Annotated in this window: 16 protein-coding genes and 1 pseudogene; 3 read left to right on the plus strand and 14 right to left on the minus strand. The window is 41.5% G+C overall.

Features of this window, described 5'->3' with window-relative positions; translation table 11 throughout:
* Positions 1-9: 9 nt before the first annotated feature.
* Both H6G97_RS23510 and H6G97_RS23515 read right to left on the minus strand, forming a co-directional pair.
* A complete protein-coding gene (locus H6G97_RS23510; RefSeq protein WP_190943053.1) occupies positions 10-255 on the minus strand; it encodes a ChaB family protein in 246 nt (81 codons plus the stop codon).
* Between the two features lie 115 nt (positions 256-370).
* On the minus strand, positions 371-685 hold the full coding sequence (locus H6G97_RS23515) for a DUF1345 domain-containing protein (protein ID WP_338421833.1): 315 nt from the start codon (positions 683-685) through the stop codon (positions 371-373).
* 18 nt (positions 686-703) lie between these two features.
* Here H6G97_RS23515 and H6G97_RS23520 point away from each other — a divergent pair, with 18 nt between their 5' ends.
* Positions 704-1,723, plus strand: coding sequence for an isopenicillin N synthase family dioxygenase (locus H6G97_RS23520; RefSeq protein ID WP_190943054.1), 1,020 nt, complete (start codon positions 704-706; stop codon positions 1,721-1,723).
* A gap of 181 nt (positions 1,724-1,904) precedes the next feature.
* Here the strand turns inward: H6G97_RS23520 and H6G97_RS23525 are convergent, their stop codons facing one another.
* A complete protein-coding gene (locus tag H6G97_RS23525) occupies positions 1,905-2,294 on the minus strand; it encodes a DUF1499 domain-containing protein (protein WP_190943055.1) in 390 nt (129 codons plus the stop codon).
* 164 nt (positions 2,295-2,458) lie between these two features.
* Here H6G97_RS23525 and H6G97_RS23530 point away from each other — a divergent pair, with 164 nt between their 5' ends.
* On the plus strand, positions 2,459-3,607 hold the full coding sequence (locus H6G97_RS23530) for an alanine--glyoxylate aminotransferase family protein (protein ID WP_190943056.1): 1,149 nt from the start codon (positions 2,459-2,461) through the stop codon (positions 3,605-3,607).
* Between the two features lie 739 nt (positions 3,608-4,346).
* Here the strand turns inward: H6G97_RS23530 and H6G97_RS23535 are convergent.
* Together H6G97_RS23535 and H6G97_RS23540 are read right to left on the minus strand one after the other, a co-directional pair.
* On the minus strand, positions 4,347-5,507 hold the full coding sequence (locus tag H6G97_RS23535) for a DNA cytosine methyltransferase (protein WP_190943057.1): 1,161 nt from the start codon (positions 5,505-5,507) through the stop codon (positions 4,347-4,349).
* 340 nt (positions 5,508-5,847) lie between these two features.
* Entirely contained in the window at positions 5,848-7,428 is a 1,581-nt protein-coding gene (locus H6G97_RS23540; RefSeq protein ID WP_190943058.1) for a B12-binding domain-containing radical SAM protein, read from the minus strand.
* Between the two features lie 769 nt (positions 7,429-8,197).
* Here H6G97_RS23540 and H6G97_RS23545 point away from each other — a divergent pair.
* The gene (locus tag H6G97_RS23545; RefSeq protein WP_190943059.1) at positions 8,198-9,055 is read left to right on the plus strand and encodes an oxidoreductase; all 858 of its coding nucleotides are present in this window, start codon (positions 8,198-8,200) and stop codon (positions 9,053-9,055) included.
* Here H6G97_RS23545 and H6G97_RS23550 read toward each other — a convergent pair.
* The 9 genes and pseudogenes from H6G97_RS23550 to H6G97_RS23590 form a co-directional block, all read right to left on the minus strand.
* Positions 9,036-10,148, minus strand: coding sequence for an ABC transporter ATP-binding protein (locus H6G97_RS23550; RefSeq protein WP_190943060.1), 1,113 nt, complete (start codon positions 10,146-10,148; stop codon positions 9,036-9,038). The two genes, H6G97_RS23545 and H6G97_RS23550, sit on opposite strands and share 20 nt — an antisense overlap.
* A gap of 8 nt (positions 10,149-10,156) precedes the next feature.
* A complete protein-coding gene (locus H6G97_RS23555) occupies positions 10,157-11,041 on the minus strand; it encodes a carbohydrate ABC transporter permease (protein ID WP_190943061.1) in 885 nt (294 codons plus the stop codon).
* Positions 11,042-11,044: 3 nt separating this feature from the next.
* Positions 11,045-11,956 (minus strand): carbohydrate ABC transporter permease, encoded by a 912-nt coding sequence (locus tag H6G97_RS23560; RefSeq protein WP_190943062.1) that lies wholly within the window; start codon positions 11,954-11,956, stop codon positions 11,045-11,047.
* Between the two features lie 38 nt (positions 11,957-11,994).
* Positions 11,995-12,282: a hypothetical protein gene (locus tag H6G97_RS23565; protein ID WP_199349580.1), complete on the minus strand. Its 288-nt coding sequence runs from the start codon at positions 12,280-12,282 to the stop codon at positions 11,995-11,997.
* A gap of 17 nt (positions 12,283-12,299) precedes the next feature.
* Complete coding sequence (locus H6G97_RS23570) at positions 12,300-13,622, minus strand: ABC transporter substrate-binding protein (RefSeq protein WP_190943063.1); 1,323 nt, start codon at positions 13,620-13,622, stop codon at positions 12,300-12,302.
* A 547-nt stretch (positions 13,623-14,169) separates the two neighbouring features.
* Positions 14,170-14,337 carry a PsaJ protein gene (locus H6G97_RS23575; protein WP_338421834.1) on the minus strand — a complete coding sequence of 56 codons (168 nt, stop codon included), beginning with the start codon at positions 14,335-14,337 and terminating at the stop codon, positions 14,170-14,172.
* 521 nt (positions 14,338-14,858) lie between these two features.
* Complete coding sequence (locus H6G97_RS23580) at positions 14,859-15,584, minus strand: SGNH/GDSL hydrolase family protein (protein WP_190943065.1); 726 nt, start codon at positions 15,582-15,584, stop codon at positions 14,859-14,861.
* Positions 15,585-15,766: 182 nt separating this feature from the next.
* Positions 15,767-16,738: a general stress protein gene (locus H6G97_RS23585; protein ID WP_190943066.1), complete on the minus strand. Its 972-nt coding sequence runs from the start codon at positions 16,736-16,738 to the stop codon at positions 15,767-15,769.
* A gap of 511 nt (positions 16,739-17,249) precedes the next feature.
* A pseudogene (locus H6G97_RS23590) lies at positions 17,250-17,338 on the minus strand (IS5/IS1182 family transposase); the annotation flags it as partial.

Here is a 17,338-nt window from a genome sequence, read left to right on the forward strand (position 1 = left end):
GAAATTTACTTAATTTCCACCAGATACAACAGATTTATTATGTATAGCAGTGTCTTCAGGCTTTCTCTGCCATTTGCCATCACTGCCTGGTTCGTATTCATTTTTTACACTATTCCAAGCTATTTCACGCGCACCTTCTTCACTCAAAGCATCCTTTTGAGCAGCATTGAATGCTGCAAGGAAAATCTGTTGTGCATGTTCAGGCAGTTGTTGTTTGATATCTTCAGATAATTCTTCTATTGTGTTATCAGGCATAAACTTTACTCCGATTATCTCAACTTAAGCTTATGCTAAAAAACTGCCAATCTAATTTCCTCTTTCTCTAAGTAGAGAAATAAATAATCATACTTTTGGCTGAGTCAAGCAATTTTTAGATTAGTGATGCAATAATATTAATACTCATAGCTAAAATTGTGGTATCGAAAAAGAAACATAATATGCTATGTAACAGAGTCAAGCGCCTCATCTCCCGCAATCCCGTCTCTACATCTGAAACTTGGCTAGTCATGCCAATGACAAAAGAATAATATAAGAATTCCCTGTAGTCTGGATAGTCATTATTAGGAAAATCTAAACCTCCGCTGATTTTTTCACCGTGATTACGACTAATATATTTGTAATAGCTGTGTGCATATTGCACTGCAAACAATAATTTATTGTGTAGTCTAGTTATTAGTCTACACACGATTAGGAGAACGGGAGTATGGCAATCTTAGAAGTTGTGGATAAAGAGTTTTCACAAGTTCCCGTCATTGATATTAGTACATTGGTTTCTCAAACTAGCAATTATTCTGATGTAGTTGCAGACCAAATCAGACAAGCGTGCCAAGATTACGGTTTCTTTTATATCGTCGGACATGGAGTTGATGAACAACTACAAGAGCAACTAGAATGTCTCAGTCAACAATTCTTCGCGCAGGATGTAGAAACCAAACTGAAGATTCGTATGGCTCTTGGCGGTAAAGCATGGCGAGGATATTTCCCCGTGGGTAAGGAGTTGACATCAGGTAGACCTGATTTAAAAGAAGGTATTTACTTGGGTGCAGAACTAGAAGAAAACCACCCACTTGTGAAAGCTGGTGTACCAATGCACGGTCAAAATCTTTTTCCATCTAATATTCCCCAATTTAGGGAAACAGTACTGGATTATATAGACTCAATGACCAAACTTGGACACACCCTAATGGCTGGTATTGCTCTAAGTTTAGGGTTAGAAAAGTCCTATTTTGCAGACCGTTATACAAAAGACCCATTAATATTATTTCGGATTTTCAATTACCCTCCCAACCCATCATTATCTAAATCTGAATGGGGGGTAGGTGAACATACAGATTATGGAGTATTAACTATTCTCAAACAAGATAATGTTGGTGGGTTACAAGTCAAATCAAAGTCTGGTTGGATAGATGCACCTCCTATTCCTGGTTCATTTGTATGTAACATTGGGGATATGCTCGATCGCCTGACAGGAGGACTGTATCGCTCAACGCCCCACCGCGTTCAGAACCTATCAACAAATAATCGCCTGTCATTTCCTTTCTTCTTTGATCCCAACTTCAGCGTTGAAGTCAAACCCATTGAACTGAACGACATAGTAGTAAATGATGATAAAAGTGATCGCTGGGATAAAGCCAGTGTCCACCAATTTCGCGGGACTTATGGCGATTATCTTTTGAATAAAGTCTCTAAAGTATTTCCAGAACTACGACAAACAGTGTTTTAGAGTGCTGAGTAAAAGTTACTAACCTCGTGTCTTCTGCCTTCAATAAACAGATGTCAACAATTTATCTATCGCTGCTCGAAACGCCGTTGCTGCACCAGCACTCATATCATCAGTGGCTCTACCATAAAAGTAAGTGGTAGAACCAGAATCTTTACTTACTAACTCAATTACAAATTACAAATTACTTTAATTTGGTTCTAATCGTCTCTATTCGTTGACGATTAACACCTAAATCACTCTGACCTAAGCGTGAAGCTGAACGCACTTGAATTACATTAGCATTCCGGTCTAGATAGAATTCTACATCATCTACAAATCCCATTAAAGCACTTTTAAATTCTGCATATAAATAATCTTGGCTTTCAGTAATGATTTTGGTTCTTGGTAATGACTGAATGATATTTTTAAGATTAGCGATCGCTACTTCAGGAGAAGACGTAAAAGTTAGTGGTGCAATTTTGTGGGTTGCATCTGTACTCTGACTAGAAACGCAGTTAGGGGAATTAGGGCAGGGTGCTAATTTACCGTTGCTAATACCTAAATTATTCGGTCGTTTGCCAGCAAAAACCATAATTATGTCTCCCGGTAAGTCAATAAGTATACTCTCACACATTTGTCTTAATCACAGTAATACTTTGCAGCAATCCCATCTTCTGGCAAATGAGAGATTCGTTAAAACATCGGTGATGCGATCGCTCTATGATTCGGTAAGTACCGTCTAGGCGAAAATAAACTATGACGCAAACAATTTCAATCAACGACTCTGGGCGCTTGCAACTCACACCGCTAGAAATCCCATCTCGTCTGCTGTTGGGGCCAGGGCCATCCAACGCCCATCCTACAGTTCTCCAGGCGATAAATACCTCACCCGTTGGGCATCTTGACCCAGCTTTTCTCGCACTCATGGATGAAATTCAGTCGTTGTTACGCTACGTATGGCAAACAGAAAACTCACTCACGATTGCAGTCAGTGGTACAGGAACAGCCGCAATGGAAGCAACCATCGCCAATGCTGTTGAACCCGGTGATGTGGTTTTGATTGGTGTAGCGGGTTACTTTGGTAATCGTCTTGTGGATATGGCTGGACGTTATGGCGCTGATGTGCGAACTATCACCAAACCTTGGGGACAAGTCTTTAACCTCGATGAACTCCAAACTGCTTTAAAAACTTATCGTCCAGCTATTTTAGCTCTAGTTCATGCTGAAACCTCCACTGGCGCACGTCAGCCATTGGAAGGAGTCACTGATTTGTGTCGTGAATTTGGTACTTTGCTGCTAGTGGATACAGTGACAAGTTTGGGTGGTGTCCCCTTGTTTTTGGATGCTTGGGGAGTTGACTTAGCTTATAGTTGTAGCCAAAAAGGGTTGGGTTGCCCACCTGGTGCTTCTCCTTTTACCATGAGTGCGCGTGCAGTTGAGAAATTGCAACAGCGGCAAACAAAGGTTGCAAACTGGTATTTAGATATGTTGTTACTGGGCAAGTATTGGGGCGCTGAACGCACCTATCACCACACAGCACCTATCAATTTATACTATGCATTGCGGGAAGCACTACGTTTGCTTGCAGAAGAGGGGTTAGCAAATTCCTGGCAGCGGCATCAAAAAAACGTAGAATATCTCTGGGAAGGGTTGGAAAATTTAGGATTGAGTATGCACGTTGAGCAAGAGTATAGATTGCCAACCCTTACCACTGTCTGCATTCCAGCAGGGGTAGATGGGAAAGCGATCGCCCGGCAGTTACTCAATGAATATAATATTGAAATTGGCGGTGGACTTGGCGAACTTGCTGGTAAAGTCTGGCGCGTTGGATTGATGGGCTTTAATAGTCGTAAAGATAGTGTTGACCAACTTTTAGCAGCACTGCGGCAGGTTTTACCGAAGTAACTTTTGCGTAGTTAGGTGCGTTAACAGTCGCGCGATACACCGGAAAAAATTAAATATCTGGTGGAAAAGAATGTAGAGACGCAAAATTTCGCGTCTCTACAAAGATTTTAGTTATTGTCAGTCGATGCAATAGCATGGCCAGGCGATGCAATGGCATTACCAGGCGATGCATTAATAATTCAGGAACTTGGGTTAAGGTGGCACAACAATACAAAGTGCGGCTCGTTTGCATCTTGTGAAAAACGTCAGGAGAATATATTTGTTGAGTATTCCCTCCTGGTTTCACTGCGATAAAAAACCAACAAACAGCAGAGGCAAGAGTATTAGGAGAGACACAATCAAAACGAGGGTTGCCGGCTCGATTTTAATGTGGTTTTTTTGTGGATCGCGCATTTAACACTCTCTTCAACAATAAGTATATTAACTCAGCCTAAAGGATGTTTATTCCTTTTTCCAAGCCCAATTAGGTTGAAAAATGTAAATTTTTAGCAAGTTTATCGCTCTATCAGCTTATTTCTTCCAAGGTAATTTAGTCCCCATTTCAGTCAATGCAGAAAAAATGAGATAAAGGACGAGTAACCCAGCACCCACAAAAAAAGTCAGTAAATCGTTATCCATAAATCCTATTTTCTAAAACTTTGCCAATCATAACGGAATCACCTAATCTTTAGCGTTTTTCTCAGCAATTCTCATTAATACAGAAAAGAGAAAAACATACTTAACCCAAGCGTATTGCTTATTAATACGTTGTTTGCAAATTTATAGTATTTAGATCAATATCAGTTAGATAAGGAATAAGCGCGTAGCCAATGCACTCTGCTAAACGCGGCGGCACAGCATTTCCAATTTGCCACATAGCTTTTTTCATAGAACCTTCAAAAATAAATGAATCTGGAAACGTCTGTAATCTTGCCATCTCACGCGCGGAAATAACACGGTTGAGATACGGATGAATATGAGTACCACCGTGATTTTCTTTAACGGTCATACTTGGTTTGCCTGGATATTGCCGTTTGAAAGCATCAACGTATTTTGTGTATAAAGAACCACCCGGAGGAACTTTAGCAATTCGCTCTATATACTCAGGTGAATGCTTAGTCCATTGATGGTTTATCTCTGGTATTGGGGTATATGCTGGTAAATCGGAAATAGCCGATTCAATAGATTTATACTCTTCAGGTAACAACTTAGCTTTGGGATAGGGATTTGGCATTCTAAATCTGTTAGCTATAAAGATAGCTCTTGGTCGGATTTGTGGCACTCCATAGGCAGCAGATTCAAGGATTGCAACAGATATATTAGGATAACCAATAGATTGAAACGCTTCAATAATTGCTTTTTTTACATCTCCGTTTTGTATAGTCAGAATGCCTGGAACATTTTCCATAACAACGTACCAAGGACGTATTTCTGAGACAACACGCACAAATTCATAAAATAAACGATTACGGGGATCTTTATGGTCGCGTTTTCCTGCTACCGAGAAACCCTGACATGGTGGGCCACCTATAATAAGATTTACTTCAGGTAAACCGATTTCTTGTAGCCAATTACGGGAATTAAATTGTTCGATATCTCCACAAAAGTGATGACATTGTGGAAAGTTATTTTTATGGGTAGCAGAAGCAATTGGGTTGATTTCAACGCTAGCTAAGGGTTTAAATCCAGCTTGAACTAGTCCTTGTGTTATTCCCCCTGCTCCACAAAAGAGATCAATGAAGGTGTAATTAGATGGTGGATTTTGTACAGAATCAACATCAATAAATATTTTGTGTGGATCGGAGTCAATTTGATCTAATTCTCGTTTGAGACGTTCATAACGTCCTAATTTTGGTTTTTTTTGCTTTATAGTAAAGTGATTTTCCTCGTTAGAAAAAAAAGAAAGTTGGGTTTCTTGCATTTTTTGTTTGATATTGATGTCTGCTTCAGTGTCAATACGGTTCAGTTAAGGCTAAAACTCTTTCTTTGTCAAAGTCAACTTTTTCTAACGTAGACGCTTCTCTACGAGACGCTACGCGAACGGCTTGCCGCAGGCTACCGCAGAGGCACAGAGAAAACAGAGAGAAGAGAAAAAATGCTTAACTGAACCGTATTGGCTTCAGTGTGACATATTGCCTATAATGTATCAAACATGGCATACTGTTTTAGAAACCCACAAAAGCCTAACCTAAAACAGATTTTAAGATTTAGGTTGTATACTTCACGAAGTTGAAATTTGTTATATTGCCGCGAGACTTTTCTTAAATTGTGACTAATGGTTTTTCAACAGGGTTAGGCGTGGTTAACGGATCAAATCCTAACTGCTCAGTAATGCGCTCTCTGGCTAAAAGGCGGTATTCCCAAAAATGCTCACCAGCAGCACATAAACCCAAATACATATTCACAAATTGCGGCTTGGTGCGGAGAATAGCCCAAAGTTGTTGCCAAAATTGACCGCGAATTTCCTGCCGTTGCCAACCTTGACGCCAGAGCAAGTGTGCAAGTAATCGCAGTCCTTTGCCAGGAGGAAAATACATTGTCTGCTGTAGTTGGGGATTAGGTGTAATCTTCAGGCATTGTTCAAAACAACGTCGGAGATAATTTTTGGGTTCGTATATTCTCCAAATTGCCTCTAAATATTCTTTAGCAACTTCAGCCATCGGACGGGTAGGAACAAAATTCATTAAGGAATTCTGATCTCCGACTTCTAAACCTCCAAATCCTTCTAATAATCGCTCTTCTTTTTTTAATCTTTGCCAGAGAGCAGTATTGGGAAGGGCTTGCAATATACCTAGCATCGGTTGGGGAATGCCAGTTTCTTCAACAAAAGCTTGAATTCGCTCCCCAGCGCCAGTTTTTTCTCCATCAAAACCGATGATGAACCCTGCATAGATGAGTAATCCAGCTTCATTGATGGTACGACAGGCTTCTAATAGGGGATTGCGAGTATTTTGAAACTTGCGAGTGACTTGCAGGCTGTCTTGATCTGGTGTTTCAATACCCAAAAAGACTGCGTAAAAACCAGCTTTAACCATTAATTCTAATAGCTCAGTGTCTTCTGCTAGGTTGACAGAAGCTTCGGTTAGGAAGGTGAAGGGATAATTGCGTTCCTGCATCCACGGAATTAATTCTTGTAAAAAACGTTTCACATTGCGTTTATTACCAATGAAATTATCATCCACTACGAATAGAGAGCCGCGCCAGCCTAAATCATAGAGGGTTTGGAGTTCTGCTAAAGTTTGGCTAGGTTCTTTAGTACGTGGTTTGCGACCATATAGATTGATGATGTCACAGAATTCGCATTCAAAAGGACAACCGCGAGAAAACTGGATTGCCATCATTAAGTAATCATCTCGCTTGAGTAAATCAAAGCGAGGTATGGGGCTTTGGGTGACATCTGGTTTTTCTAAGGCGCGAAAAGTTCCTTGTTCTTCACCTTTAGCGATCGCATCTAAAAATTGTGGGACTGTTATCTCCCCTTCATCTAAAATCAAATAGTTAGCTCCTGCTTTCAAGGCAGGTTCTGGCACTGAGGTTGGATAAGGGCCACCCACAGCTACTTTTTTCCCCAGTTGCGCTGCTTTGTGAATTTGGGCGAGAAAGTCTTCTTTCTGTGCAAGCATGGCAGAAAGAATTACGATGTCGCACCATTGCCAATCAGCATCCGTTTCTTGGTTAACATTGCGGTCATAAAACCGAACTTCCCACTCTGTTGGTAGCATAGCAGCAACAGTTAAAATCCCTAGCGGTGGAATAAATGCCTTAAGTCCCGCTATTTTCATGAATTCGTCGTAAGACCAAAAGGTTTTGGGAAAATGAGGGTAAAGTAAGAGTGCTTTCATTGCTGTAGTCCTCTAACTAAAGTTGGATATTTTTTACTTCTGAAAAATCTTTTTTTGAATGGCGATCGCAGATATGATGCTAAGATTGCACCACGTTTATTATTTATTTACCTGTCTGAAGATAGACAGTGGAAAATCTGCAAATCTGGTTTTTGATTTGTCACTGCAATAAAAACCAATGACGGATTTAAGAGACGAAAAACTGTTATATCAAACGTCTTCTGTGAAGACTAGAAAAAATTAGGAATTATAAACTAGTAGTCTGTCCCATTAATTTTGCGGGGCTGCTAGATCCCCGACTTCTTCAAGAAGTCGGGGATCTGAACACCACTAACCTGTCAAAACTTTTGGGACAGACTATTAGTAGTCTGTCAAGTTCAAATTGATGGTTAAGCAAGTTCGTAGTAAGCACTAAAGTTCTTACTACAAACTCTCAAAACTAACTCAGACATATAATAGAGTAGTAAAGCTTTCATCAGCAAACTCCCCTCAGTGGAAAATTTAACTCGTAATTTTTATAGCTTACTGCGATTTTCTCTGACAAAAATTTAATTTTTGTCTATTTATGTAAATTAAAAGCCACAAATATTGATAGCGATCGCGCCGCACTCATTTCCTCATGATCAAATCTACAATCTGGGATTGACCAACACTGAATAGGGAAAGCTTGTTTTTCCAGGTAGATACTGGATGCTTAACCTTCAGTTAATTGAATTCGACAATATCAGTATTTATACTAATTTAGAATATATCAACTTTTTGAAGTTTTATGAGCAAAGTTTATTTGATAACCGGAACGTCAACCGGATTCGGTCGCTCGCTAGCGTCAGCAGTTTTAGAGCGCGGTGACAAAGTTGTGCTGACAGCGCGGAAACCTGAACAAGTAGCAGAATTGGTACAAGCAAATCAAGAAAACGCAATTGCCATTCGGCTGGACGTAACAAATGCCGAAGAGCGGCGTGCTGCTGTCAAAGCTGCTGTCGAACGCTTCGGGCGTATTGATGTTCTCGTTAACAATGCAGGAATTGGTTCTCTTGGTGCCTTAGAAGGATTTTCATCTGAGCAAATAAGAAAACAGTTTGAAGTCAACTGCTTTGGCGTAATAGAAATGACGCGCGAAGTGTTGCCCGTGATGCGTGAACATAAATCGGGACACATTTTGAATATTACCTCAATTGGTGGTTTGGTTTCAATTGGCGGATTCGCACTTTACTGCGCGACGAAATTTGCGGTCGAAGGTTTTGCTGAAGGCTTGCGCGATGAAGTAAAACCTCTGGGCATTAATGTAACGATTGTCGAGCCGGGCGCGTTTCGCACGAACTTCGCAGGAGATGCCAATATGCAACCCGAAACGGAAATTGATGATTACAAAGGGGTGATTGAGCCATTGAGAGAATATCTTTACGGCGGCAACGGCAAACAGCCAGGCGACCCAAACAAGGCTGCACTTGCAATGATTCAAGCTGTCGAATCGGAGAATCCACCACTACGGTTGATGCTTGGCTTGGATGCTTACAGTGTATGGGAGCAAAAACGGACGGTTGAACGCGAAGAATTTCAGCATTGGCGAGAAATCGGAATTAATACTGCCTTTGAAGGTGCAGAGGTTACACCAATCGGCGGCTAAAATCCGAATTCGTTTGTCTCTTAACAAGAGCGTGTCCAGATTGAACATCAAACCAGTGAATATCCTCAGGGGGCAATGCTAATGTAATATCCTCGCCACTCCAATTTTGGTCTGTTGGCAACAAAGCACGTACCGTAATCGCTCCGGTTTGTGAACCCTCAACCCTGACACTGACTAAATAGTGCATACCCAAGTTTTCCACTAAAAACACTCGCCCTTGGATAGTTTGGGTATCACCTGGTTGAGCAATGCGGACATTTTCTGGGCGGATTCCCAGAACAATCTCCGGTGGTACTGTTGGTATATCGGGGAGAAGCACTTGGAAGTTACCTGCGATCGCATATTGTCCCTTACAAGGTAAAGTTAGCAAATTCATTTGCGGACTACCAACAAATCCAGCCACAAATAGATTAGCTGGATGATTATAGATGCGGTCAGGTGGATCAAGTTGCTGGACATAGCCATCGTTGAGCAATGCAACTTTTGTAGAGAGCGTCATCGCTTCGGTTTGGTCGTGGGTGACGTAGACAACTGGCACTTTTTGGGCTGCAAAAATTTGCTTGATATCGGCTCGGACTCGTTCGCGCAATAGTGCATCCAGGTTACTTAAAGGTTCATCTAGCAGGTACACATCAGCATTACGCACCAAAGCACGACCAACAGCAACCCGTTGCCGTTGACCTCCAGACATTTGTCCAGGCTTGCGGTTCATTAACTCTGCTAATCCTAAAACTTCTGCCACTTCTGCCACTCGCTGTTTAATTTCTGTAGGTGGTACTTTTTTCAGCTTGAGTCCAGAAGCGAGGTTTTCGTACACCGTCATGTGAGGATAGAGTGCATAGCTTTGAAATACCATTGCAATGTTGCGATCGGCTGCTCGTTTATAGGTGACATCCACCTCTCCAATCTTAATTTGACCACGAGTAGGTTCTTCTAAACCCGCAATCATGCGTAGGACGGTGGATTTGCCACAGCCAGAAGGGCCAAGTAAAGTGAGAAACTCATGGTTATCTACAGTTAGACTAACGTCCTTGACAGGGACGACTTTAGGATTATAGGTTTTGTTTAAGTTTGTGAGTTCGAGTTTAGCCATTTTGATTTTTATCCTTTGACAGCACCAGCGGTAAGACCTTGGACAATCCGGCGCTGGAAAAACAAAACTAGTAAAATTAGGGGTAATGTGCCCACAACAGTTGCAGCAGCGATCGGGCCGTAGGGAATTTCATATATTGTTGCACCACCCAACTGAGCAGCAGCAACGGGAATTGTCTTCAACTCTTCACGGGTCATAAACGTGAGAGCGAAAATAAACTCGTTCCAAGCAAAAATAAATGTGAGGATTCCAGTAGTCACTAAGGCGGGAAGGGTCATCGGCAACACGATTTGCCATAGTAGTTGAAAAGTGTTGTAGCCATCGACCCTAGCGGAATCTTCCAAATCTTTTGGCAATTGTTGGAAAAAGCTTCTCAGTACTAAAATTGTTAGCGGCAAATTGATGGCAGTGTAGGGTATAATCAGCGCCAGATAATTGTTGCCGAGTTTAAGCGCTTGGATAATTTCTAACAGTCCTAAGAACAAGAGAATTCCGGGAAATAAGGTAACAATTAGAACGCTAGCGAGGATAGCTCGTTCACCCCAAGGGCGTAACCGTGCGAGGGCATAAGCCGCAGGTGCGCCGATCGCTAAAGCTATAGCTGTAGAAGTAATCGATACAAAGGCACTATTGAAGATGTAACGCCAAAATGGGCGACGGGTGAATAACTCAATGTAGTGATTGAAAGTGAATCGTGTGGGAAAATAGACAGTAGGAACGGCGGCAATATCCTCATTCACTTTAAACGAGGTTAGTAATTGCCATAGAGCTGGCGCTAGACTAAATAGCACTATTAATACAACTATGATGGGCAGCAAGATTTTTTTTAGAGAAAACTTGGTTTCCCCTTTTGGTTTTGGAGTCGTTGGAACTGCTTGTGGAGTTACACTCATGAGTTAAATGGCTCCTGATGTTTTAGCACGGTATTTGTTAAGCAAGAAACTAGCGATCGCTACCGCAGCAATCAATATTAAAAATGTCACTACTACCAGGGCTGCTCCATAACCAAAATCTAAGTAGCGCATCACCGTAGAATAAATATACAATGACACCACTTCCGTAGCGCCACCAGGGCCACCCCCAGTCATCACAGCAATCAAGTCGAAAATCCCAAAAGCTTGAGCAAACCGAAATAGCACTGCAATTAAGATTTGCGGCAGCAACAGCGGTAGGGTAATATTGCGGAAGCTTTGCCAAGCAGTTGCCCCATCGACCGAGTAAGCTTCATAGAGGTCTTGTGATATCGACTGCAAACCAGCTAGCAACAAGATGCTGATAAACGGCGTAGTTTTCCAAACATCAGCAAAAACCACTGCTATCATCGCCAGCGTTGGATCTCCTAACCAGTTAATTCCAGTCTCAATCAGCCCCAACCGCCGCAGAATATCGTTCACAACCCCAAACTGGTCGTTAAAAATCCAAGCCCACGCTAGACCAATCAGAGAAGTAGGCAAAGCCCAAGGTATAATCGCGCTTGTACGGACTATGCCCCGCCCAAAAAACGCCTGGTTGAGAACTAGGGCAACCCCCAGTCCTAGCAGTAGTTCTGAGATTACTGATGCTGTTGTGAACACGGTTGTCGCCCACAAACTCTGCCAAAAACGACCATCTCCCGCCATCCGCACATAATTGTCCAAACCAGAGAATACGGGTTGTAGCTCTGTTCCCAGATTTCTAGTAAATACGCTTAACCAAAATGCTCGTAAAATTGGGTAGGCAAATACGAACAACAGTAGCAATAATGCGGGTGTTAATAATATCCAGGCTGTCTGTTGTTCTCGATTTCTAAGTGAATGTAAATTTGTCATTGGTCATTTGTCATTGGTCATTTGTCATTGGTCATTTGTCATTGGTCATAAAGCATTGAGAATTGGGCATTGGGGATTTTGAACTCCATTAATGAGTCTTTGAGGTGGATGAATGAGCCTTTGAACTCCATTAATGAGTCTTTGAGGTGGATGAATGAGCCTTTGAACTCCGTTAATGAGTCTTTGAGGTGGATGAATGAGTCTTTGAACTCCGTTAATGAGTCTTTGAGGTGGATGAATGAGTCTTTGAACTCCGTTAATGAGTCTTTGAGGTGGATGAATGAGTCTTTGAACTCCGTTAATAAGTCTTTGAGGTGGATGAACAAGTCTTTAAGCTAATGCTTTAACTTCTAACTCCCCCTGCCCCCAGCAGTCGCCGCGTTTCAGCAGCAGCAGCTTGCATTGCTCGTTCAGGATTCATCCTACCCGATAGCGCTGCGCTGAGATAACGCTGCAAAATATCTGATGTCTGAGCATATTGGGCGATCGGCGGACGTAAAACTGCATTGTTCACGACCTCCAATAATTGCGGATAGTGGGGGTATTTAGCAACAATCTCTGGATCTGTAAATAAATCCCGGCGACTTGGCACATAGCCTGCTATCAAAATGAATCGGCGCTGTGCTTCTCGACTGGTAAAATATTGAATTGCTTTCCAAGCTTCTTTGGGATGTTGAGAAGATTTAGCAATCCCTAAACCCCAGCCCCCTAAACAAGCCGCTCCCGTCTGCCCAGGAGCGTGAACCATAGGTTTAATCGCTATTTTGCCCCGGATTGGCGAATTTTCTGCCTGGGCTAAAGGCCACGCATAAGGCCAACTGCGTAAAAACGCGACTTGACCACTTTGAAACAAGCGCCGGGTATCTTCTTCTTGGTAAGTTGTGACTCCAGGAGGAGAAACGCCTTCCCTAACCGTACTACGCAGAAACTCAATGGCTCGTAATGTTTCTGGTCGATCTAGTCCAACTTCAAGGGTGTCGGGATTAACCCAGAAGCCACCAAAGCCATCGAGAACTTCTGCAAACATCGCCACAAGTCCTTCATATTGGCGACCTTGCCAAACATAGCCCCAATTCACCTGCTTTTTCTTTTGCAAGACTTGGGAAATTCGGATTAAATCATCAAAGGTTTCTGGCGGTTTCAATCCTGCTTGTTTGATTAAATCTTCCCGGTAGTAGAGCATTCCCACATCGGAACGCACTGGAATGCGGTACAGTTTGTCTTGGTAACGTCCCCCTTCTATATCCTGGGATGAAAATGCTGCCAACTCCTCTTTAGAAATGCGATCGCCTAAAGGTAGCAACCATCCAGCAGCAGCAAACTTGGATGTCCAGATCACATCCATATTAATCAAGTCATAAGGGGATTCACCCAAGATAAAAGATGAGGTGTAGAGGTCTTCGAGCAAATTTGTGGCATTCGGCCCTTCAACTAGGTTAATGCGAATACCTGGGTTCTCAGCCTCGAAGTCTCTAATTAAACCCTGCCTCCAAGGTTCGGCATCAGGGGCAGTCATCAACAGATTTAGGGTAACTGGTTGCTGCGAGAGTGCTACCCAACTGAAAAATATGATGCTCAACAGATTTACCAGAAAAACCCCTATATGTAAATAACTCTGTTTTTGGATGAATTTTTGCAACTTGTTTATTGGCTTTCGGTACAACATTATAAATGTAGCGATCGCTAGTGGTAATTATTAGGAAATAAAAACATTATTTTGTATCAGAATGCTTGAATAATGAACCAAAAAGTCAAGAAACTTAAAATCAAGCTAACTTAAAAATAAACAATGTAATTGTAAATCAACGTAACATTTTGCTGACTAAACCCTGAATATACAGTAGCCCATTTCAGGAAAAAACTGTTTAATTAGACAGTTAATAGACTACCGCTATAGACGTAAACTAATTTCTTTTTAATCGATTAAGCAACTATCTAAAGGTAGAGTTCTTTTACGCTGAACACTATTTCAGTAAAATAGATAATTTGATACTAATTATCTAGTATAAATACATAAATATAGCAAAAAGTCCAAAAATTAATGTAGAGACGTAGCATTGCTACGTCTCTACAAGGGTTATGGATAATGTATATTTAATTTCTGGAGATGTCTAATTAGGCAAATACGCTTGCAAAAATATTATATGACGATATGCTATTTGGTAACTCTAAAAATGCCATAGGTTTGAACCTATGGCAGGCTGACTTATAGCTTATGGCATAGGATGGAAGAGAAGGTCTGGGATAAAGTAATTAAAAACCGCCCAGGTAGAAAAGGCAATTGATACTGAAAGAACAGCAAGAACGGGTGCTAGGGAAAGATACTTAAGAAAATTTTCTTTTTGGTTGTTTGATTTTTGCATACAATACTCCTGAAACATTTTAATACTGCAACTTTTTGTTGTTGCATTTTCCGAGACATTGAAGATTTTGTGATATGTTAACACCTATCACTTTGCAGGGAATGACAATGCCATCATAAGCAGCGAAGAGACATTCTTATCTGAAGTATCGCTTTTCATCCCTTTTTCAAGTATTGGCAAGATACTTAAACAATAACTCCAATATCTCTAATCTACTTGCTTTTAATTTTAATAAAGCTCTCAAAAAAATATTTTCAAGAGCTTTGAAAGTTTAAGCATGAGATAGTGCCTAATTAAAATTTAACTTTGCTAATTAGTTTTATCCTCTATCTAAAGAAATAACAGGATATTAAGCTAATTTGTTATTTAAAATACGTAAATTGTGTGTGAAAAACATGAATTGGCTGCAAATTGCAAATTGTGGCGATCGCATTAAAATATATGCTCAAATAAGTTTGCCATTATCATGGTCTTTGATCTATGTATAACGATTAAATTGGTAATGTTCAACTATTAATATCGACGCAAAAAAAATATCTTTATTTACCGAGAACATAGGGGAGAAAAGCCCGTCTTACTTCGGATGCACCTTGTAGGCTTGGCTCAATTGTCGCTGTGAACCATGAAGGATCACCCTTTAGGAAATGGGCATGGAGATCAACTAATTGCCCATAGCGATTAGCGATTTGTTGAATTTCAGTGTTCATACGCTGGAGGTTCTTGCGAGCGATCGCTGGCTCAACCCCTACGAAGTTGCGCCTGTCATCTCCGAAGGTAGGATCGTACACATTACCTAGCACAACTGGGCGAATTGGCAACTGCTGCACAAATGTGTCAAGAGCATTGGCAAAGATTGTAATCCCTGCACCAGTATCTTTAATTAATCCCCGCAGTAGATCGTTACCACCAATAGTGATTAGTGCCGCCGCAGGCATCGTCCTTCCCTCCACTCGCAATTGGTGAGCTTGAGAAGGTAAGTTATCAACCGTTGCACCATCACGGGCACGATGTTCTAGTTGAGCAGGTCCACGCGAAATAAGATCCTGACCTTGAAATTCAGGAAACAGCCGATCGTCATTCTGGACGAGGAGTTGCCCTGGATGAACGCCAAACTCGTTATATCGTCCGCAATTTAAAATTGAGTCGCCAAAGGTATATAGCCTCACCATTGCTTGTTCCCGTCGATTGCAACCAAAGAGAGTCAGGACACTTGCCCCCCCGAATCCTTGAATAAAGTGTCGTCGCGTAGCTTGAAACGCAGCCATCGCACTCTCCTGTTTGTTCGACACTAGCATGAGGAGATGGGAGACGATATGAATCAGAAGATGGATTTGCCGTTACAAAAGCAACAAGCAGTGGGTGTAACTTGCAATTGACGCATACACCCGTGAGATTGTAGAAATTTATATCGGCGATCGCAGTGCAGCATCAACACAAGCACCAGCTTTTAAGAACGAATTAACATCGGGTCATAAATTTGGCACTCTTGAACACCATACTTACCCAGAATCAAGCTAACCGGCTCAAGATCATTGTCTGTACCACTAACGATAAGTATGTAATTGCCTTGCTCAATTTGCTCGTTATAAAAGCGTACCCACTCATCTGCTATTCCTAGCCTCATAGCGTCAAAGCGGTCACTTAAAACAACATCTGTTGAGCCAACCAGTTGAGGAAAGCTTTTACTAATTAAGGAAATCTGGCTTACTGGAAAACCTGCGGCACGCATATCGTTAATTGCCGCTTCAGCATTATCTATGTGATTAAAATAATTAATAGCATACTTGGTCATCATCCCGCTTTTATTAGGAATGGTAGTAGTAGCAGAAGTCGTCGTGGTCAAATAATTTGTAGTTTCATGTTCACTGCTGAAATGTTCGTAAATACCAAACTCTTCAATACCCCAACGCTGTAGAATTGCTTCTACTTTATCAATTTCTAGAGATGTACAATCCACGATTATTAAATAGTGTCCACTCTCTACTCGCTCGTTATATGTTCTAGCTTGGTCTGATGACATTCCCCAACCAACTAATGCACCAGCAAAAGTCCCAGTAGCAGCACCAATACTTGCTCCGACAAGGGTTGTAACCAAAGCAGTTGCCGCTGCCCCAGCCAGCATTATTGGCCCAACTCCAGGGATTGCTAAAGTTCCAAGACCTACCAATAAACCAGTCAAACCGCCAACAGCACCTCCTGAAAGTCCTCCTACTGTTGCACCTTCGTCAGCTTTATCATCAGTACGCTCTTTAACTTCATTATCAGCAATCTCATGATTGCGGTCTACATTGTGTACAACTACAGATACTTTCTCCATCGCCAAACCAGAATCTCTCAATTCATGTAGTGCCTGTTCTGCATCTCGACGATGAGTAAATACGCCTACAGCGCGTTGACGTTGACTTTGACTTAAAACCATGATTACTCCTTGGTAGCAGAAAAAATAATCACCGACAAATTTAGTATTTAAGCAGTGTAATCTTAAATACAAGTTTGTTTAACTGAAAATATCTTAAGTAATAAAATACATTTACAAACGCTGTAATCGCTACCTCCTTAAGGCTCAACCGCTCCCCATCCACAGATGCGATCGCCACAAAAGCAATGATTCGCTAGGTTATATCATGTTCGGCAAATCACTTATAATATGTCATTGCGAATGCAACGAAGTAGAATGAAGCAATCGCAAAGGTTTGGGATTGCCGCGCTACGCTCGCAATGACATAAGTATTAAGTTGAACATGATATTATGCGGTGGCTGTTGCATCACCTACTCCGATTTTGGCTCTCTCCAAGAGTTCTTCACAAAATCCGGGCGATCGCTAGCCTTGAAATGTCGTAGCGATCGCGCCAGAGCTACAAGTATTCTTTTTCTGCTCAAAATTATTATTTATAACAGAATTTTTAGAAACCATTTATAAAGAAAATCTTTAGGCAGCAAGACGACGTAACATAATACGTGTCATCACAGCATAGATGGCAGCTTCGCTCATCTCAGGAAGCCGTTCATAGTCTTTGC

The sequence above is a fragment of the Nostoc flagelliforme FACHB-838 genome, assembly GCF_014698065.1.
Taxonomy (GTDB): domain Bacteria; phylum Cyanobacteriota; class Cyanobacteriia; order Cyanobacteriales; family Nostocaceae; genus Nostoc; species Nostoc flagelliforme_B.